The sequence below is a fragment of the Nonomuraea sp. NBC_00507 genome (assembly GCF_036013525.1).
GTDB lineage: Bacteria > Actinomycetota > Actinomycetes > Streptosporangiales > Streptosporangiaceae > Nonomuraea.
In genome coordinates this window covers 10,987,302-11,003,466 of record NZ_CP107853.1, presented here as the reverse complement: position 1 = coordinate 11,003,466, position 16,165 = coordinate 10,987,302, and the positions used below count along the sequence as shown (strand labels likewise).

The window sequence follows — 16,165 nt, the reverse complement described above, 5'->3', positions numbered from 1 at the left end:
GTCTCCCTGGACAGGGCCCGGCCACGTACGGTGGTCGGGCCCAGCCGGCGCAGCCGTAAAGAATGGATGTCTTTATGGGTGTTGGTTTTTGATGTCGTAGAGGGCATCGGAGAGCTGGTCGATCGCCCAGATGAGGTCCTCCTCGGAGACGACGATCGGCGGCGCGAGCCGGATCGTGGACCCCTGGGTGTCCTTGGCGAGCACACCCCGCTTCATCAGCGCCTTCGACACCTCACGCCCCGTGGCGAGATCAGGAGAGATGTCCACGCCGGCCCACAGCCCCCGTACGCGCACCTCGACGACGCCCTTGCCGACCAGCTCGCGCAGCCGGGCGTGCAGCACCTCGCCGAGCTTGGCAGCCCTGGCCTGGTACTCGCCGGTGTTGAGGAGCTCGACGACCGCGTTGCCGACCGCACACGCCAGCGGGTTCCCGCCGAATGTGGATCCGTGCTGTCCCGGGTGGATGACCCCGAGCACGTCCCGGTTGGCCGCGACGGCGGACACGGGGACGACGCCGCCGCCGAGCGCCTTGCCCAGGACGTACATGTCGGGCACGACCCCTTCGTGGTCACACGCAAACGTCTGCCCGGTCCGCCCCAGCCCCGACTGGATCTCGTCGGCGATCATCAGGATGCCCTCGGCCGTGCACAGCTCCCGGATGTCGGTCAGGTAGCCGTCCGGCGGCACCAGCACCCCGGCCTCACCCTGGATCGGCTCGACCAGCACGCCGACTGTGTTGGCGTCCACGGCCTCCCTGATCGCCTCGATGGACCCATACCGCACGATCCGGAAGCCCGGCGTGTACGGCCCGAAGTTGTCGTGCGCGTCGGGATCGGTGGAGAAGCTGATGATCGTGGTGGTGCGGCCGTGGAAGTTGTTCTCCATCACGATGATGTTGGCGAGATCCGGCTCCACGCCTTTGACCTCGTAACCCCACTTGCGCGCCACCTTGATGGCGGTCTCGACGGCCTCGGCACCGGTGTTCATGGGCAGGATCATGTCCTTGCCCGTGAGGTCGCCGAGCCCGGCGCAGAACCGCGCGAACTGGTCGTGGTAGAAGGCACGGCTGGTCAGGGTCAGCCGCTGCAGCTGTTCCTGGGCCGCCTCGAGGATCTTCGGATTGCCGTGGCCGAAGTTGAGCGACGAATAGCCGGACAGACAGTCCAGATATCGCTTGCCGTCCACGTCGGTGACCCAGGCGCCGTTGGCCTCATGGATCACGACGGGCAGCGGATGATAGTTGTGCGCGCTGCGACGCTCGCTGAGCTCGATCAGCTCTGCGCTGCTGGTCATGTCAGTTCTCCCCCCTGATCTCCAGTGTGCAGCACTTGGGGCCCCCGCCTGCCTTGCGCAGCTCCGAGAGATCGACCGGAATGACCTCGTACCCACGGCGCTTGAGCTCCAACTGCAGGCCGGAGGCCTCGGCGTTGATGACCACGTGCGTGCCGTCGCTGACCGCGTTCAGGCCGAGCACCTCGGCGTCCTCGGCGGTGGCGAGCACTGCGTCGGGGAACATCCGGCGCAGCACCTCCCGGCTGCCCGCGGAGAAGGCCTCCGGGTAGTAGGCGACGTTGTGCCCGTCGAGCGGGAACAGCGCCGTGTCGAGGTGGTAGAAGCGGGGGTCGACCAGGGTCAGCGAGATCACCGGGCGGCCCAGGTATTCCTGCGCCTCCTGGTGGGCCACCACCTCCGTGCGGAAGCCCGTGCCGGCCAGAATGACGTCCTCGAGCGTGAGGAAGTCGCCCTCACCCTCGTTGACGTGCTGCGGCGCCTGCACCGGGTAACCGTGCTCGGCGAACCACCGCAGGTAGGCCGGCCCCTCGGGACCGCGCTGCGGGTAGGCGAACCTGGCGCCGTAGACGCGCCCGCCCACGACCAGGGCGCCGTTGGCGGCGAACACCATGTCCGGCAGCCCGTCGATCGGGTCGATCAGGCTGACCTGGTGGCCGAGCTCCTCGTAGGCGGCCTTCAGCCCCTCCCACTGACGGACCGCGATGTCGCGGTCGGCGCCGGCCTCGGGATGCATCCACGGGTTGATCGCGTACTCGACCGTGAAGTATTCCGGACGGCACATGAGGAAGTGTTTGGGCATGCAGGTCTCCGTCGAGCTTTATGAGCGGATGTCCCAGATCTGATCTGATCGGAGGGGACGGAGACAGCCTAAGAATGTATGTTTATGCAGGCCAAGTCGTTGCATTGCGTGTTTGCGCGGGTTTGTTGCGTCTTTCAGGCCGTGGTGTGCGATCCATTGCGTACGACCCCCGGAGGGGCCTCGACCAGCCGTGACAGCACGATGGAGCTCTTGGTCCTGACCACGAAGGACTGCGCCGCGATGCGCTCGATCACCCGCTCCACATGCCGCACGTCCGTCGCCCTGATGTGCAGCAACGCGTCCGCCTCGCCGGTGATCGTGGCCGCCCCCACCACCTCGGGGAACTTAGCCACCGCCAGCGCGATGTCCGACGGCTTCGTCTTGCCCTGGCAGAACAGCTCCACGTACGCCTCGGTCGTCCAGCCGAGCGCCTGCGGCGAGACCACGGCGCTGAACCCGGTGATCGCCCCGCTGTCGAGCAGCCGGTCCACCCGCCGCTTGACCGCCGACGCGCTCAGCCCCACCTGGTGGCCGATCTCCGCGTAGGTCGCGCGGGCGTCGTCGACGAGCGCCGCGATGATGTCACGATCGAGCCGGTCCAGTTCCACGCGCTCTGTATACAGCGTGGCCAGGCTGGCGCGCGACGAGCGGCGCGCGGGAGACTGGACGCTCTGCCGCTTCACCGGAGGACTTCCGCCAGAATGAGCACAGCTGCCTTCCCCGAGGGATTCATCTGGGGTGTGTCGACGTCGGCCTTCCAAATCGAAGGCGCCACCGCTGCCGACGGCCGCGGCCCGTCCATTTGGGACACCTTTTCCGCGGACCGCGCCGACGCCTGCGACCATTACCACCGCTATCGCGAAGACGTGCGGTTGATGAAAGACCTCGGCATGGCCGCATACCGATTTTCCGTCAGCTGGCCGCGGGTGTTTCCCGATGGCTCCGGGAAATTGCACGCGGCCGGGCTCGATTTTTACGACCGGCTGCTCGACGAGCTGCTCGACGCGGGCATCACGCCGTATGCGACGCTTTACCACTGGGATCTGCCGCAGGCTTTGGAGGACGCCGGTGGCTGGCCGTCCCGGGACACCGCCCGCCATTTCGCCGATTACGCCGCCGCGGTGGCCGACCGGCTGGGGGATCGGGTCGACACCTGGTTCACCGTCAACGAGCCGTGGGTGGCCGCCTTTCTCGGCTACGGGTCCGGCATTCACGCGCCGGGCCGGAAATCGGCCGCCGACGCCTTCCGCGCCGCCCACCATTTACTGCTCGCACACGGGCTCGGCGCCGAGGCGTTGCGCGCGGCCGGGGCGGCGAGGGTGGGCGGCGTGCTCAACATCTCGCCCGTCATGACGCCCGGCCAGGTGAGCGACGCCGGGCGGGCCCTGTCGGCCGAGGACGCCGAGGCCGTGGCCAGGATCGACGTGCTGGCCAACCGGCAGTTCCTGGAGCCGATGCTGCGCGGCGCCTACCCTCCGGAGCTGCTGCCGATCATCGAGCGCACCGCAGGGCTCGGCCACGTGCACGACGGCGACCTGGAGCTCATCTCCCAGCCGATGGACCTGCTCGGCGTCAACTACTACACCCCGCTCGTCGTGCAGGCCCAGCCCAGCGAGCCCGCCGACCCCGCCTACCCGGGCAGTGAGGGCGTGCTGTTCTGCACGGTTCCCACCGCCGTCACCGCCATGGGCTGGCCCATCGTCCCCGGCTGCCTGACCCACCTGCTGCGCCGCCTGACCGCGGAGTACCCCGACACCGAGCTGATGATCACCGAGAACGGTGCCGACTTCGTCGACGTGGTGACGGGCGACGGCATCCACGACGTGGAGCGCATCAGCTTCATCGAGGAGCACCTGCGCGCCGTCCGCGCGGCCGTCCAGGACGGCGCCAAGGTCCGCGGGTTCCTCGTCTGGACGCTGCTCGACAACCTCGAATGGGCCGACGGCTACCGGCGCAAGTTCGGCCTCGTCCACGTCGACTTCGCCACCCAGCGACGCCGGCTCAAGGACAGCGCGCTGTGGTACCGCGACGTCGTCAAGCGCAACGGCCTGACCGAGACCCGCCCGAAGCGCCCCACCCTCGAGACCGTGGCCGCCCGCTCCGGCGTCTCCCGTGCCACGGTCTCGCGCGTCGTCAACGGCGAGGCGTCGGTCAGCCCCGAGGTCCGGGAGTCGGTGCTGCGGGCGGTCAGGGAGCTCGGATACGTGCCCAACGCGGCCGCCCGCAGCCTCGTCACCCGCAGGACCAACGCGATCGCGCTCGTCCTGTCCGTCCCCCGGCAGGGCGGCGACCAGCTGACGGCGGCCGTCGTCCAGTACGTGACCAGCCTGCTGGAAGGCGCGGGCAAGCAGATCACGCTCATGCTCGCCGACACGGCCGAGAGTCACCGGCGCATCGTCCAGCACGTGGAGGCGGGCCTGGTGGACGGGGTGGTGCTGCTGCCGCCGGACCGCGGCGACACGCTGGCCGAGCGCCTGTCCCGCACCGGCGTGCCGATCGTGCTGCTCGGCAAGCCGGCGATCGCGTCGATGATGCCGTACGTGGACGTGGACAACGCCGGCGGCGCGAAGGCCGCGACCGAGCACCTGCTGGCCCGCGGCCGCCGCCACATCGGCATGATCTGCGGCCCCATGGACCTGGTGGCCGTACAGGACCGGCTGGACGGCCACCGGACCGCGATGCGGCAGGCCGGCCTGCAGCCGCTGCTGGCCCTCGCCGACCTCACCCGCTCCTCGGGCGCGGCGGCGACCCAGCAGCTGCTCGGCGACGAGCCCGCTCTGGACGCCGTCTTCGCCGCCACCGACCAGCTGGCCATCGGGGCGCTGCAGGCGGCGCGGGAGGCCGGGCGGAGGGTGCCGGAGGATCTGGCGATCGCGGGCTTCGACGACATCGACGCCGCCTCGGCCACCACACCCGGCCTCACGACCGTCCGCATATCGGTCGCCGACCAGGCGCTGGCGGTCGCCCGGCTGCTGCTGTCCCGGCTGGAGGGCCGCCACACCGAGTCCGTAGTCCTGCCCGCCCGCCTCGTCGTTCGCGACTCCACCTGACCGTTGTCAGGATCGGGTACGGCGGCGCAGCACGATGCGCTCGGCCCAGCTGGCCGCCTCCGGGTCCTTGAGCCCCTCGACCACGCCGCCGAGGTACGCGGTGGCCAGGCTGTCGAAGCCGCTGTCCAGCTGACGCAGCCTGCTGGCCTTGCGGCGGTCCACCGCCTGCAGGTATTGGGCGATGCTCTCCGCGTACCCGGCGTCGTGCTGGTAGGCGCGCTGGGCGGCGGCGCTGGCGGCGGCCTCGGCGTCGCGTTTGGCACGCAGCTCCCGCAGCCGGCGGTCGTTGGGGTTGTGCATGCGCCGCCCCAGGTCGGCGGCGATGAGCGCGGTGGCGACCAGCAGCGCCAGCAGCAGGATCATCGTGGGCAGCTGGCCGACGCCCTCCGACGTGGGGCCGATCTCCTGACCGTCCACGATCAGCGGCTTGACCAGGGCGTCCCTGCGCAGCACGGCGACGGCGACGATGAGGCCGAGCCAGACCAGCGCGACGCCGATCAGCAGCCAGCGGCCCTTGGCCGAGCTGCCGTGCTCCTGCCAGGACCGGAACGCCCTGCCGTACATGTGGGGCGCGACCAGCATGATGAGCGCCGCGCCCGCGGCCAGCAGCGCGGTCATCGCGATGCTGTCGCCCCAGCTCAGGATGACCTGGTAAAGGATCGGGACCTCGACGATCAGCAGGAGCAGCAGCAGGAGCGCGGCAGGCAGCCAGCGGCGGATCAACGGCCAATGGCTGCCGGAGATCGCGATCGAGCTGGGCCGCCCGTCGCCCGGCCGTCTGCTGGGCTGCTCCAGCTCCGTCACCCGGCGCTGGCTGTCCTCCAGGGCCTTGCGCGCCTCCCCGAAGGTGCGCTGCGACTCCGCGAGCCTGATCTTCTGGGACTCGAACTCGGCCCGCGCCCGCTGGATCTCCTGCTCGGTGCGCTCGTCGAGCTCGGCCAGCTCCGCCAGCCGCTCGTCCTCCAGCTCGTGGAAGCGCGGCACGCTGCCGGTCTGCAGCGTCAGCGTGTCGATCTGGCCGTCGGCGGCGTGCGTACGGCCGAGCTCGCGCTCCTCGCCGCGGCGGCGCGGCCAGTCGGGCAGGCGGTAGAGGTCGCCGTCGTACGCGACGGCAGGCGTGATGCGGGTGACCTGGCCAGGCTCGAACGACTCGTCCTGCTTGCGGTGTAAGAAGCGCATCGGGCCTCCAACGAGGGTCCTGCCTCCGATGCTAAGCGCCCGAACTGTAGAACAATGGCGTGGTGAGCGAATTGCCGGTCATCGAGGTCGCTTCCCTTCTCACCGACGCCCCGGATCCCGCCAAACGCGCCGTCGCGGACGCCATCGGCGCCGCCTGCCGCGACAGCGGCTTCTTCTACGTCACCGGCCATGGCGTGCCGCCGGAGCTGCTCGCCCGGCTCGACGCCGCGAGCCGGCGCTTCTTCGCCCTCCCTGATGAGGTGAAAGCGGAGATCTCCATGGACAAGGGCGGCACGGCCTGGCGCGGCTTCTTCCCGGTCGGCGGGGAGCTCACCTCGGGCCGGCCCGACCTGAAGGAAGGCATCTACCTCGGCCCCGAGGAACCGCCCGGTCCGCTCCCGCTGCACGGGCCCAACCTCTTCCCCGCCCAGGTCCCCGAGCTGCGTGAGGCCGTGCTCGAATACCTCGACAGGATGACCGCGCTCGCCCAGGCCGTCATGTCGGGCATCGCCCTGAGCCTCGGCCTGGACGAGGACTACTTCCGCACCGGCTACACCGCCGACCCGACCATCCTCTTCCGGATCTTCCACTATCCGCCCGCTCCGCCGGACGACACCGGCACCTGGGGCGTGGGGGAGCACACCGACTACGGCCTGCTCACCCTCCTCCTCCAGGACGAGAACGGCGGCCTGCAGGTCCGCACCCCGCGTGGCTGGATCGAGGCCCCGCCGCTGGCGGGCACCTTCGTCTGCAACATCGGCGACATGCTCGACAAGCTCACCGGCGGCCACTACCGCTCGACCCCGCACCGCGTACGCAACCGCAGCGGCAACGAGCGCCTCAGTTTCCCGTTCTTCTTCGACCCGGGCTGGGACGACGAGGTGCCGCCCCTGCCGTACGCGCCCGGCCACCGCTGGGACGGTCAGGTGGACTTCACGGGCACGTACGGCGAATACCTGCTGTCGAAGGTCGCGAAGGTCTTCCCGGCCCTCTTCGAGAACGTCAAGAGGTCGAGAACGTGAACCAGTTGACGTTGACGAAGTCGGCCGGCTGACCGCTGCTGAAGGTCAAGTAGACGGTGTGTGTCCCCGTGACGGCCGAGATGTTGGCCGGCACCGTGCGCCAGCTCTGCCACCCGCCGGTGTTGGCGAGGGCGAAGTCGCCGATGGGCGCGGCCGTGGGGCTGTCCAGCCGCACCTGCACGAGCCCGCTCACCCCGGCTGCCGCTCCCGAGGCCACCCTGGCTCTGAACTGCCTGGCGGCCTCCGTGCCGAAGTTCACTCCGTCGAAGCGCAGCCAGTCGCCGTTGGAGATGGCGCCGACGTTCTGCCCGCCGCCCGTGTCGGTGGTCGTCTCCACGATGGTGCCCGACTGGGCCTGGTGACGCTCGGCCTGGATGGTGGAGCGGGCGTCCACGTCGCCCGGCGGGTTGGTCGGGGTGGTGGTGCCGCTCTGCCACACCGCCACGTAGTCCACCACCATGGGACGCCCGGGCACGGTGGCCGCCGTCGGGGTCTGGCCGCCGAGGGCGTTCGGGAACGCGCCGCCCATCGCCACGTTGAGCAGCAGGAAGTAGCCGGCGTGGCCGGTCATGTTGCTCCACGTCGTGGCGTCGAACTGGGATTGGCTCACGCTGTGGAACTGCTGGCCGTCCACGTACCACCGCAGCTGGTTCGGGCTCACGCTGCGGTCCCACTCGAACCGGTAGGAATGGAAAGCCGACTGGCAGGTGGAGCCGGGGCAGGCGCGGCTGGCGCCGAGGCCGGTCGTCTCGTTGCACGGCCCGCCCGGGTTGACGCCACAGTGGAGCACGCCCCAGACGGAGTTGATGCCGTTGACGTTCTCCATGATGTCGAACTCGCCGATGCCCGGCCAGTTCCAGTAGTTCCCCCGGTACGGCGACCCGAGCGCCCAGAACGCCGGCCAGTAGCCGAGCGCGGCGTCGCCGGTCACGTTCGGCATCTGGATCCGGCTCTCGATGCGCAGGATGCGCCCGTCAGCGGGCTTGAAGTCGGCGCGCCTGGTCTCGATGCGAGCCGACGTCCACTCGCCTGAGCTGCTCCGCAGGGGCGTGATGCGCAGGTTGCCACCGCCGTCGAGGCTGAGGTTGGAGGTGCTGGAGGTGTAGTTCTGGATCTCGCCGGTGCCCCAGTTGGCCGGGCCGCCGGGGTACGCGTGCCCCGTGTCGATGATCCAGTCGGTCGACGAGGGCAGGGTGCCGGCGTTGCCGTTGAAGTCGTCTGACCAGACCAGGGACCAGCCGGACGGTGTGGGCGGGACGGCGGCCGAGGCGCTGACGGCCGCCTGGACGAGCAGGCCGGTGAGCGTGGTCAGAGCCACGGCCGCTAGGCGGCGCCTGCGCCTGCGTGCTGTTGTCATCGTTTCGCTCCTGGGGGGTGTGAGCGGCGTCGGAGATGTGAGAGAGCGCTCTCTCAAGCGATGTGACCACGCCGTTTACGCGCTGTCAATATCGCGCACCTCGGAAGAGGCTGTGTTGGTGAGCGCTCTCACAGCAGATCGACCGTGCTCGCCCCCGCGGACTCGAAGGCCTCCCGCCAGAAGTCCTCGAGCCGAGGGAACCGGTCGGGGTCCGACGTCTTCGCCCGCAGGAAGCCGTGGACGACCACCGCATACCCCGACATGTCGGGGAGCAGCCGTGCGTCCCGCAGTTCCTTGATCTTCTGCTTGCGTGCGCCCTCACTCAGGTCCAGCTTGTTGATGTCCAGGTCGCCCCGGTTGTTGATGAGGTCGCTGAACACGATGATCTCGTGTGCCTTGTCCGGCTGCCGCTGCGCGCTGAGCTGCTTGACCATGTAGCGCAGGGCTCCCAGCACGTCAGAACCCTGTCCCTCGGTCGGGCAGTCGAACAGCTGGACCGCCCTGGGCAGGACCTCCTTGATGCGGTGGGCCCTGACGCGGTCCTCGACGACCGGGTTCTCGTTGGGGTTCTCGGCCCGGGTGGCGGCGATGGCCACGGGGTCCTGGCGGCACGTACTGCTCTCGGAGCTTCCTGTGACGGCGGCGAAGGCGATCCAGTCACAGTTCTGGGCGAAGGGGGGCAGTTTGGAGGTGACGTCGCTCCTGGAGGTGGCGGGCTCGGCGTAGCTGGTCGAGTCGACGATCACACCACAGACGGAACGCGCCTCGGTGCCACACCCCGCCACCCCGGCCACGACCAAGACCAACCCGCACACGGCCGCGACCAGCCTGTGCACGACCCCACGCCGGGTCCGCGCTCGTAAGGCCGCGCACCGCCCGTGAACGCTCCCTTTGCCACCGTCCCCCGCCATCAGGCGCCCTCCGCCATCATGTGCCTTCGTCATGCCGCGATCCTCACCGAGCGTCCTGGTCCGGCCCGGCCGAATCGTTCTGGGCGGGGTGGTCGTGCCCGGTGTGCTCGGCCGTGGGGTGGTCGTCGGCCGAGATCGCCGGGCCGAGCCGGCGGCGCGACTCGGTCGTCAGCTCGCGCGGCATCACCTCCGCCCGCCACACTTCGATCCGGCCCTCCACCTCCCGCAGGATCCGCCCGATCTCCTCTCGCCCCGAGATCGCCACGGGCGTGTCACCGGTCGCCTCCATCGCGATGACCTCGCCCTTCCATAAGGAAGGAATCTCCTCCCGGCGCGGATGGGCCTCCAGCACACCGCCCTTGTACGCGGCGATGAGCTGCTCGGCCCTGGCATGTACGGCCTCCACCTCATGGTCGCGCTCGATCAGCGCGCTCTCCCACTCCTGGCTGAGCTGCTCGATGCGGGCCCGGGCCCGCTGCACATTGGCGTTGGCCTCCTCGACCACGGCCCGCCGCCGCGCCTCCGCCCGCCGCGCCCTGGCCTCCGCGATCGAGATGAACGCATCCTCATCGCCCGCCGCGTGCCCGTTCACCTGCGACGGCCGCGGCTCGGGCCGCGTATCGCCCCGGCCCAGCTCCCGCAGGATCACCTCCCGCGCCCCCGCCGCCCTCTCCAATAACGCCGTACGCGCAGCCGCAAGCCGCTGATCGACCTCGGTGACCTGCTCACGGGCCCGGGCCCGGATCTCCGTCACGTACACGGGCTGGTAGTCCGGATCCGTGAACTCGCCCAAGGGATGTCGGCGGGCGTCCCGCATCCCCTGCCGGCGCGCCTCCTCCCGCTCGGCCAGCGGATCGCCCCGCTTGAACAGCCGCGACAAGAACGCCATCCGCGTCTCCTGGCTCCAGCCGGACCGGAACCCCGGCCCGGATCTGCCTGAACCCCAGACTATGCGCTCACTTCAGAGGCGGCGTTGCCAACAATCGGCGATTCTGTGCCCAAGCGCCCCGCGAAACAGGGGAAATAGAATCCGCGAATCAGGGAAAACTTGGCCCGCGAAACAGGGAAACCCGCCGCAGGCGCTTCGGTGAGGCCACGTTCACCACCCTTGACGATCCCTCAGAGCTCGACATCGCCAAGGACGACCCGCGTACCTTTGTACGCGCGCGACCGCGACCGATGATCATCGACGAAATCCAGCGAGCCGGTGACCCCCTGATCCTCGCCATCAAGCAGGTGGTCGACGAGGACTGGTCCCCAGGCCAGTTCGTGCTACCTGGGTCGACGCGCTTCCTCAGCATCCCTACGCTGTCGGAGTCGCTCGCGGGCCGGGTGGCCTTCGTGGACCTGTGGCCTTTTGCGGTGAGCGAGCGCGTAGGGGACTATCCGGAAGTCCTGCGCCTCAACTCGGCCGTGGCGATCCGTGCATGGTTCCGCGGCTACCTGGACACCGTGATCTCTCGTGACATCCGCGACTTCGCCCATGTCAACAAGGCCCAGGCGATCCCCGATCTGATCGCGCTCGTCGCGGCCAGAGCCGGCGGTCAGTTGGTGCTCTCCCACATCGCCGACGGCCTCGGGCTCGACGTCGTGACCGTGCGTACGTATCTGGCTTACCTGGAAACCGTGTTCCTGGTCGCCTCGGCGCCCGCGTGGTCCAACAACCTCACCTCGAGAGTGACCCACGCCCCAAAGACCTATGTAACAGACAGCGGATTGGCTGCCCACCTCATGGACGTGGATGCGGAGTCGCTCCTCATGCCGGGCCACCCGGCCCTCGGTGGGCTGCTGGAGACCTTCGTCTTCGCGGAGCTTCTCAAGCTGTCGACCTTCGCGCGGCGGCATGTCGCCGTGCGTCACTACCGGGACAGGGAAAAGCGCGAAGTCGACTTCATTCTGGAACGACGTGACGGCAGTGTGATCGGCATTGAGGTCGAGGCCTCGGCCACGCCGAAGAGTGAGGATGCCAAGCACCTGCGGTGGTTGCGGGACAAGCTGGGCGATCGGTTCCGTGCCGGTTATGTCCTGCCCTCGGTTCGACGAATCTTCCGTCGGGGGACCGAATCTTCTTCTCGCCGTTGTCGATCCTGTGGAATCACAGAGAGCCGGAGACAGTCGTGCCGAGACTCTCGTCCCGTGGCGGGTAAGTCGCCGCCGGGCTGCAGGCCGAGCGCGGCAAGGGCGAAGATCCAGATGTCGTCGCCGTGGCCTGCGACCACGTAGCCGACGGCCAGGTCGGCGAAGACCACGTATTCCTTGAACCTGTCGAACGTGGCGTCCAGTCAGGCCCCCAGCACCATCCACGGGCGGTCGCCGGTGGGGTCAGTGGGTGGCTTCTGTCTTGACGAGGAGTCTCTTGAGCAGGTCGTTCAGGACGACCTGATCGGCCGGGGTGAGGGCGTTGACCATGGTGGCCTCCACCTCCGCCCGGATCGTCATCGCGTCCATCCACAGGCCATGGCCCTTAGGAGTGAGCTCGACGTCCACCCGCCGGCGATCTTCCGTGCTGCGCACCCGCCGTACCAGGCCGGCTCGCTCCAGCGTGTCGAGCCGGCCGGTCATCCCGGCCGGGGACAGCAGGAGGTCCGTGGCGAGCTCGGACGGCGTGGCCGAGCCGCCGCGCGCCATCAGCCGGTGCAACGTCTCGAACTCGAAGTCCTGCATGCCCACGTCACTCAGCGCCGCTTCCTTGGTGTGGGCCAGGTGCTTAACGAGGACCTGCATCCGCGTCACGATAGCCTCCACCTGCTCGTCGAAGGGCGCCTTGCCGCGCCAGCGGGCCAGGTGACGGTCGACCGAGTCCTTCATGCGACGGATCATACGGCAGCAAGTATTTTGTTGACGAAACATTCGCTGGCGAAATATCGTGCTTTGTCGTGATGAACCGACTGCTGATCGGGCGATGCCTGTCCGCGCTCGCCACCGCTCTCATCCCCACCACCCTGACCCTCGCAGTGCTGCGGGCGACCGGGGACGGCGCGGCGCTGGGCGCCGTGCTAGCGAGCGAGATGGTGCCGCTGCTGCTGTTGCTCCCCGTGGGCGGGGTGCTGGCCGACCGGATCCGGCCCCAACGGGTCACGTTGCTCGCCGACCTGACCCGATGCCTGTCGCAAGCGGCCATAGCCGTCGAGCTGTTGCTCGGAGTGAACCGTCTCCTTGACCTGGCGCTGTTGTCGGCGGTGGCGGGAGCGGCCATCGCGTTCGGCAGCCCGGCCGTGCCGAGGCTGGTGGTCGCGGTGGTGCCCGGGCCGGACCGGTTGCGGATGAACGCGCGGATCGGTGTGGCGACGAGCCTGTCCGCGGTGGTGGCTCCGGCGCTGGCGGGCGCTGTCACGCTGGCCGCCGGTCCGGGCTGGGCGGCCGCGCTCACGGCGGCGCTGTTCGCCTGCTCGGCGCTGACCCTTGGCGGTATCCATACGGCTTCCCCAGGCGCTCGTACGTCCGGCCCACGTCGGACGTCCGCCGCGTCCGCGAGGCGACTTGTTGGGCGAGGTGCGGCCTCCTCGTTCGGCAGGGATCTGGTCGAGGGATGGCGGGAGATCAGGGAGCGTCCGTGGTTCATGGCGTGCGTGCTGGGACACGGCGTGTGGCACTTCATGGCCGGGTTGTTCCTCACGCTCGGCCCGGTGGCCGCCGTGCAGGAGCTGGGCGGCGAGGCGAGCTGGATGCTGATCGTGCAGAGCGGCATGGTTGGTCTGGTCCTGGGCGTGTTCGCGGCTCCTCGGCTGCCCATCCGGAGGCCGCTGGCCGTGGTGCAGCTCGGTGCCGCGTGTTACTTGCTCCCCATGGTGGCCCTTGCCGTGACGGCGCCCGCGCCGGTGATGGCGGGAGCGTACTTCGTGGCGATGTTCGGGCTGGGGCTGCTCAGCCCGCTGTGGGAGACGGTCGTGGCCGATGAGATTCCGGAAGCGGCGTTGGGGCGGGTGCGGTCGTTCGACCAGCTCATCTCGTTCGCGTCCAGGCCGTTCGGGCTGGCGGTGGCGGCGCCGCTGGCCGGCCTGACCGGGGTGACGGCGCTGGCGCTGACGGGCGGCGTGCTCGTCGCCGCCGCCAACCTGGCCGCGATCGTCCCGATGGCGCGTTCTCGCAGGAGGCGCGCCGCCGAGGAGGCCGAACGCGCGCTCCCCGTCGCGACGTCCCAAAGCGAGGGAGAATGAAAGTGCGGCGCCGCTAGAGATCAGCGGCGCCGCACAAAACGAGACAAAGGGAAGTTACCCCTTCTCGGCCTCGCCGGTGGCCTGCTCCAGGGCGTCCTCCGGGGAGGCCTCCAGGTCCTGCTCGGCGTCCGCGCCGGCCTGGGCGGACGCCTTGTCCAGGCGGACCCAGCTCGTCACGCTCTCCACCGCGAACAACACGAACAGGTACGCCGTCAGCACCGCCAGCACGGGCGGCAGAATGCCGAGCGCCGCGCCCACGCCGATGATCAGCAGCCGCACCTCCCAGCCGAGCCCCGCGTGGAACACCCACGCGGGCGGCCAGATGCTCTGCCGGGTGCGGTAAACGGTGTCGTAGGTGTGATAGCCCACGACGTACACCAGCACGAACAACAACCACCTCGGCGCGTCGGCGGCCAGGCCGATGGCGATGATGGCGATGAACTCGGTGGCGCGCAGCAGCGGCGGCGTCAGCCAGTCGAAGCGGCCCAGGTGGTCGCGCGGCGCCGTGGGCAGGATGAGCAGCAAGCAGATCGCCACGGGCACGAGCAGGATCGGGCCGGGCTGGAGCAGCCCGGTGACCGCGACGGCGGTGACGGCGAGGAGGGCGGCGAGCGTGGCGGGCACGGGCGGCAGGCCACGGCCCAGCCGGGGCGCCAGCAGGTGGGTAAGGGGGCCGTCGTCGCGGTAGGCGAGCAGACGGGCGGTCTGGATGCGCCGGCGCTCCTCGTCGGGGTCCGGCGTGGGGGTGGCCATGGCCTGCGGTGCGGTGATCATACGAGGGACCTCATCAAGCGACCGGTGAGGGTGTAGGCGGCGGCGAGGGAGCCCCAGATCACCAGTGTGAGGAAGGTGATCCGGGCGTCGAAGAGGGCGGCGGTGATCGCGATGGCCGCGAACCGCTCGCCGATGGGGAACACGATCATCTTGCGTGCCCAGTGGACGGCACGGAACTTGCCCGCCTTGGTCCACATCTTGAGCAGGCCCCGCAGGCCCTGGCTGCGCTCCTCTTTGCGGCGTACGAGGGCCTTGCGCAGTGCGCGGTCGTCCGGCGCGTCCAGCGGCAGCGTGGGCAGCTGCGCGGGCGGTTTGCGGCGGTTGGAGATGCCGAAGGAGAAGTCGAGCAGGTGGCGCACCGACTGCAGACCGAGCGCGGCCAGCGCCAGGATCCAGATGTCGTCGCTGTTGCCGGCGATCACGTAGCCGAGGGCCAGGCCGGCGAAGACCACGTATTCCTTGAACCGGTCGAACGTGGCGTCCAGCCACGCCCCCAGCACGCCGAACTTGCGGGCGTAGCGGGCGACCTGCCCGTCGACGCAGTCGAAGACGAACGCGAAGTAGATCAGCACGCCGCCCAGCACCATCCACGGGCGCTCGCCGGTGGCGAAGCAGGCGGCCGCGGCCACGCCCAGCGCGATCGAGATCAGCGTCACCTGGTTGGGCGTCAGCCCGCGGCGGGCCGCCCAGCGGGCGATGAAGCGGGAGTAGGTGGAGACGAAGTAGGTGGTGAAGAAGCCATCGGCGCCTTTGACCGCGTTGTTGAGCCGGGCGCGGTCCTCGTCCATGCCGGCCATCTCGGCGCCGGCCTCGTTGACCTCCTCCTGGGTGGTGACCCGGCGGTAGAACAGGTCGCGTCGGCCGCGGATGCCGACGGACACGCCATTGCGCACCAGGCCGAACACGATGAGCTGCACCAGGTCGTCGTCCGGGCCGAAGGTGTGCGCCATGGCGGCCAGCTCCCGGCAGGTCTGCGCGAGCACGGGGGCGTTGCGCGCGCTGAGGTGCACGGGGCCGAGCATCACGGCGTTGGGCCGGGTCACGGCGTGGGCCGCGGTGCCGACGGACACCACGCGCGATTTGCCGACGCGAGAGCGCACAGGCAGCCCCTCGAGCCGGCTGAGGCCGATCTCCGGATCGGCCTCGTCGATCGGGACGCTGTCCTCCTGAGCCTCCTCGTCCGTCATGTCCGGGCGCGGCTCTTTCGCGACGAGCGCCAGCGCACCGCGCTTGGTCTTGGTGATCTGATAGATCAGCTCGTCGTGGACGACCGAGTTTTCCGGGATGATGAGCAGGCTCTCCGTTGCGGTCTCTGCGACGTCGGCCAGGCTTCGCAGGGCGGCGGCCACATCGTCGGAGGGAATGACGGCGGGCCGTGGATCGAGGGAGGTGAGCTGGCTGCGCAGGCGCTCGGCCACGGTGGGATCGCCGGGCAGCGCGGCCAGCTTCAGGCCGGTCGGAGAGGTGTCGGGGCCGGGCGAGGGGCCCAGCAGGACCACGCGGGTCATGACTCCCTTTCGAGACGGTAGCGGGGGGTTGAACAACGGGTAATGCGGGGACAGACGTCAAAGTCTAGTGAGGGTCACGTAAAGTCGCGTCATCAGAGCATGCCCGTAACTCGTC

14 protein-coding genes are annotated in these 16,165 nt (G+C 69.6%); 4 read left to right on the top strand and 10 right to left on the bottom strand.

Translation table 11 applies throughout. The features are described 5' to 3' along the window. Window positions 1-72 precede the first annotated feature (72 nt). From rocD to OHA25_RS52455, 3 genes are all read right to left on the bottom strand, one after another. Window positions 73-1,293 (bottom strand): ornithine--oxo-acid transaminase, encoded by a 1,221-nt coding sequence (rocD, locus tag OHA25_RS52465; protein WP_327584342.1) that lies wholly within the window; start codon window positions 1,291-1,293, stop codon window positions 73-75. Window position 1,294: 1 nt separating this feature from the next. After that, window positions 1,295-2,092: a dimethylargininase gene (gene ddaH / locus OHA25_RS52460; protein WP_327584341.1), complete on the bottom strand. Its 798-nt coding sequence runs from the start codon at window positions 2,090-2,092 to the stop codon at window positions 1,295-1,297. Window positions 2,093-2,226: 134 nt separating this feature from the next. Continuing rightward, a complete protein-coding gene (locus tag OHA25_RS52455) occupies window positions 2,227-2,700 on the bottom strand; it encodes an Lrp/AsnC family transcriptional regulator (RefSeq protein ID WP_327591171.1) in 474 nt (157 codons plus the stop codon). Between the two features lie 93 nt (window positions 2,701-2,793). Between OHA25_RS52455 and OHA25_RS52450 the strand changes: the two genes are divergently transcribed. Then, window positions 2,794-5,142, top strand: coding sequence for a GH1 family beta-glucosidase (locus OHA25_RS52450; RefSeq protein ID WP_327584340.1), 2,349 nt, complete (start codon window positions 2,794-2,796; stop codon window positions 5,140-5,142). Between the two features lie 6 nt (window positions 5,143-5,148). On the opposite strand, the gene OHA25_RS52445 is transcribed toward OHA25_RS52450, so the two are convergent. Beyond that, complete coding sequence (locus OHA25_RS52445) at window positions 5,149-6,321, bottom strand: hypothetical protein (RefSeq protein WP_327584339.1); 1,173 nt, start codon at window positions 6,319-6,321, stop codon at window positions 5,149-5,151. A 62-nt stretch (window positions 6,322-6,383) separates the two neighbouring features. Between OHA25_RS52445 and OHA25_RS52440 the strand changes: the two genes are divergently transcribed. Beyond that, entirely contained in the window at window positions 6,384-7,343 is a 960-nt protein-coding gene (locus OHA25_RS52440; protein WP_327584338.1) for an isopenicillin N synthase family dioxygenase, read from the top strand. Here OHA25_RS52440 and OHA25_RS52435 read toward each other — a convergent pair. From OHA25_RS52435 to OHA25_RS52425, 3 genes are all read right to left on the bottom strand, one after another. Next, a complete protein-coding gene (locus OHA25_RS52435) occupies window positions 7,324-8,700 on the bottom strand; it encodes a glycoside hydrolase family 16 protein (protein WP_327584337.1) in 1,377 nt (458 codons plus the stop codon). The two genes, OHA25_RS52440 and OHA25_RS52435, sit on opposite strands and share 20 nt — an antisense overlap. 128 nt (window positions 8,701-8,828) lie before the next feature. Continuing rightward, a complete protein-coding gene (locus OHA25_RS52430; RefSeq protein ID WP_327584336.1) occupies window positions 8,829-9,536 on the bottom strand; it encodes a vWA domain-containing protein in 708 nt (235 codons plus the stop codon). Between the two features lie 118 nt (window positions 9,537-9,654). Further along, window positions 9,655-10,500 carry a hypothetical protein gene (locus OHA25_RS52425; protein ID WP_327584335.1) on the bottom strand — a complete coding sequence of 282 codons (846 nt, stop codon included), beginning with the start codon at window positions 10,498-10,500 and terminating at the stop codon, window positions 9,655-9,657. Between the two features lie 41 nt (window positions 10,501-10,541). On the opposite strand from OHA25_RS52425, the gene OHA25_RS52420 reads away from it, so the two are divergent. Further along, complete coding sequence (locus OHA25_RS52420) at window positions 10,542-11,834, top strand: ATP-binding protein (RefSeq protein WP_327591170.1); 1,293 nt, start codon at window positions 10,542-10,544, stop codon at window positions 11,832-11,834. Between the two features lie 99 nt (window positions 11,835-11,933). On the opposite strand, the gene OHA25_RS52415 is transcribed toward OHA25_RS52420, so the two are convergent. Beyond that, window positions 11,934-12,419: a MarR family winged helix-turn-helix transcriptional regulator gene (locus tag OHA25_RS52415; protein ID WP_327584334.1), complete on the bottom strand. Its 486-nt coding sequence runs from the start codon at window positions 12,417-12,419 to the stop codon at window positions 11,934-11,936. Window positions 12,420-12,490: 71 nt separating this feature from the next. On the opposite strand from OHA25_RS52415, the gene OHA25_RS52410 reads away from it, so the two are divergent. After that, the gene (locus OHA25_RS52410; protein ID WP_327591169.1) at window positions 12,491-13,768 is read left to right on the top strand and encodes an MFS transporter; all 1,278 of its coding nucleotides are present in this window, start codon (window positions 12,491-12,493) and stop codon (window positions 13,766-13,768) included. A 54-nt stretch (window positions 13,769-13,822) separates the two neighbouring features. Here the strand turns inward: OHA25_RS52410 and OHA25_RS52405 are convergent, their stop codons facing one another. Together OHA25_RS52405 and OHA25_RS52400 are read right to left on the bottom strand one after the other, a co-directional pair. Continuing rightward, on the bottom strand, window positions 13,823-14,542 hold the full coding sequence (locus OHA25_RS52405) for a DUF5941 domain-containing protein (RefSeq protein WP_327584333.1): 720 nt from the start codon (window positions 14,540-14,542) through the stop codon (window positions 13,823-13,825). Next, entirely contained in the window at window positions 14,539-16,050 is a 1,512-nt protein-coding gene (locus OHA25_RS52400; RefSeq protein ID WP_327584332.1) for a CDP-alcohol phosphatidyltransferase family protein, read from the bottom strand. The genes OHA25_RS52405 and OHA25_RS52400 overlap by 4 nt, the downstream gene beginning before the upstream one ends. Window positions 16,051-16,165 lie beyond the last annotated feature (115 nt).

Bases quoted from the DNA above. Each gene is read 5' to 3' on its own strand.
- rocD (WP_327584342.1), bottom strand. From the start codon at position 1,293: ATGACCAGCAGCGCAGAGCTGATCGAGCTCAGCGAGCGTCGCAGCGCG.
- ddaH (WP_327584341.1), bottom strand. From the start codon at position 2,092: ATGCCCAAACACTTCCTCATGTGCCGTCCGGAATACTTCACGGTCGAG.
- OHA25_RS52450 (WP_327584340.1), top strand. From the start codon at position 2,794: ATGAGCACAGCTGCCTTCCCCGAGGGATTCATCTGGGGTGTGTCGACG.
- OHA25_RS52445 (WP_327584339.1), bottom strand. From the start codon at position 6,321: ATGCGCTTCTTACACCGCAAGCAGGACGAGTCGTTCGAGCCTGGCCAG.
- OHA25_RS52435 (WP_327584337.1), bottom strand. From the start codon at position 8,700: ATGACAACAGCACGCAGGCGCAGGCGCCGCCTAGCGGCCGTGGCTCTG.
- OHA25_RS52425 (WP_327584335.1), bottom strand. From the start codon at position 10,500: ATGGCGTTCTTGTCGCGGCTGTTCAAGCGGGGCGATCCGCTGGCCGAG.
- OHA25_RS52415 (WP_327584334.1), bottom strand. From the start codon at position 12,419: ATGAAGGACTCGGTCGACCGTCACCTGGCCCGCTGGCGCGGCAAGGCG.
- OHA25_RS52410 (WP_327591169.1), top strand. From the start codon at position 12,491: ATGAACCGACTGCTGATCGGGCGATGCCTGTCCGCGCTCGCCACCGCT.
- OHA25_RS52405 (WP_327584333.1), bottom strand. From the start codon at position 14,542: ATGATCACCGCACCGCAGGCCATGGCCACCCCCACGCCGGACCCCGAC.
- OHA25_RS52400 (WP_327584332.1), bottom strand. From the start codon at position 16,050: ATGACCCGCGTGGTCCTGCTGGGCCCCTCGCCCGGCCCCGACACCTCT.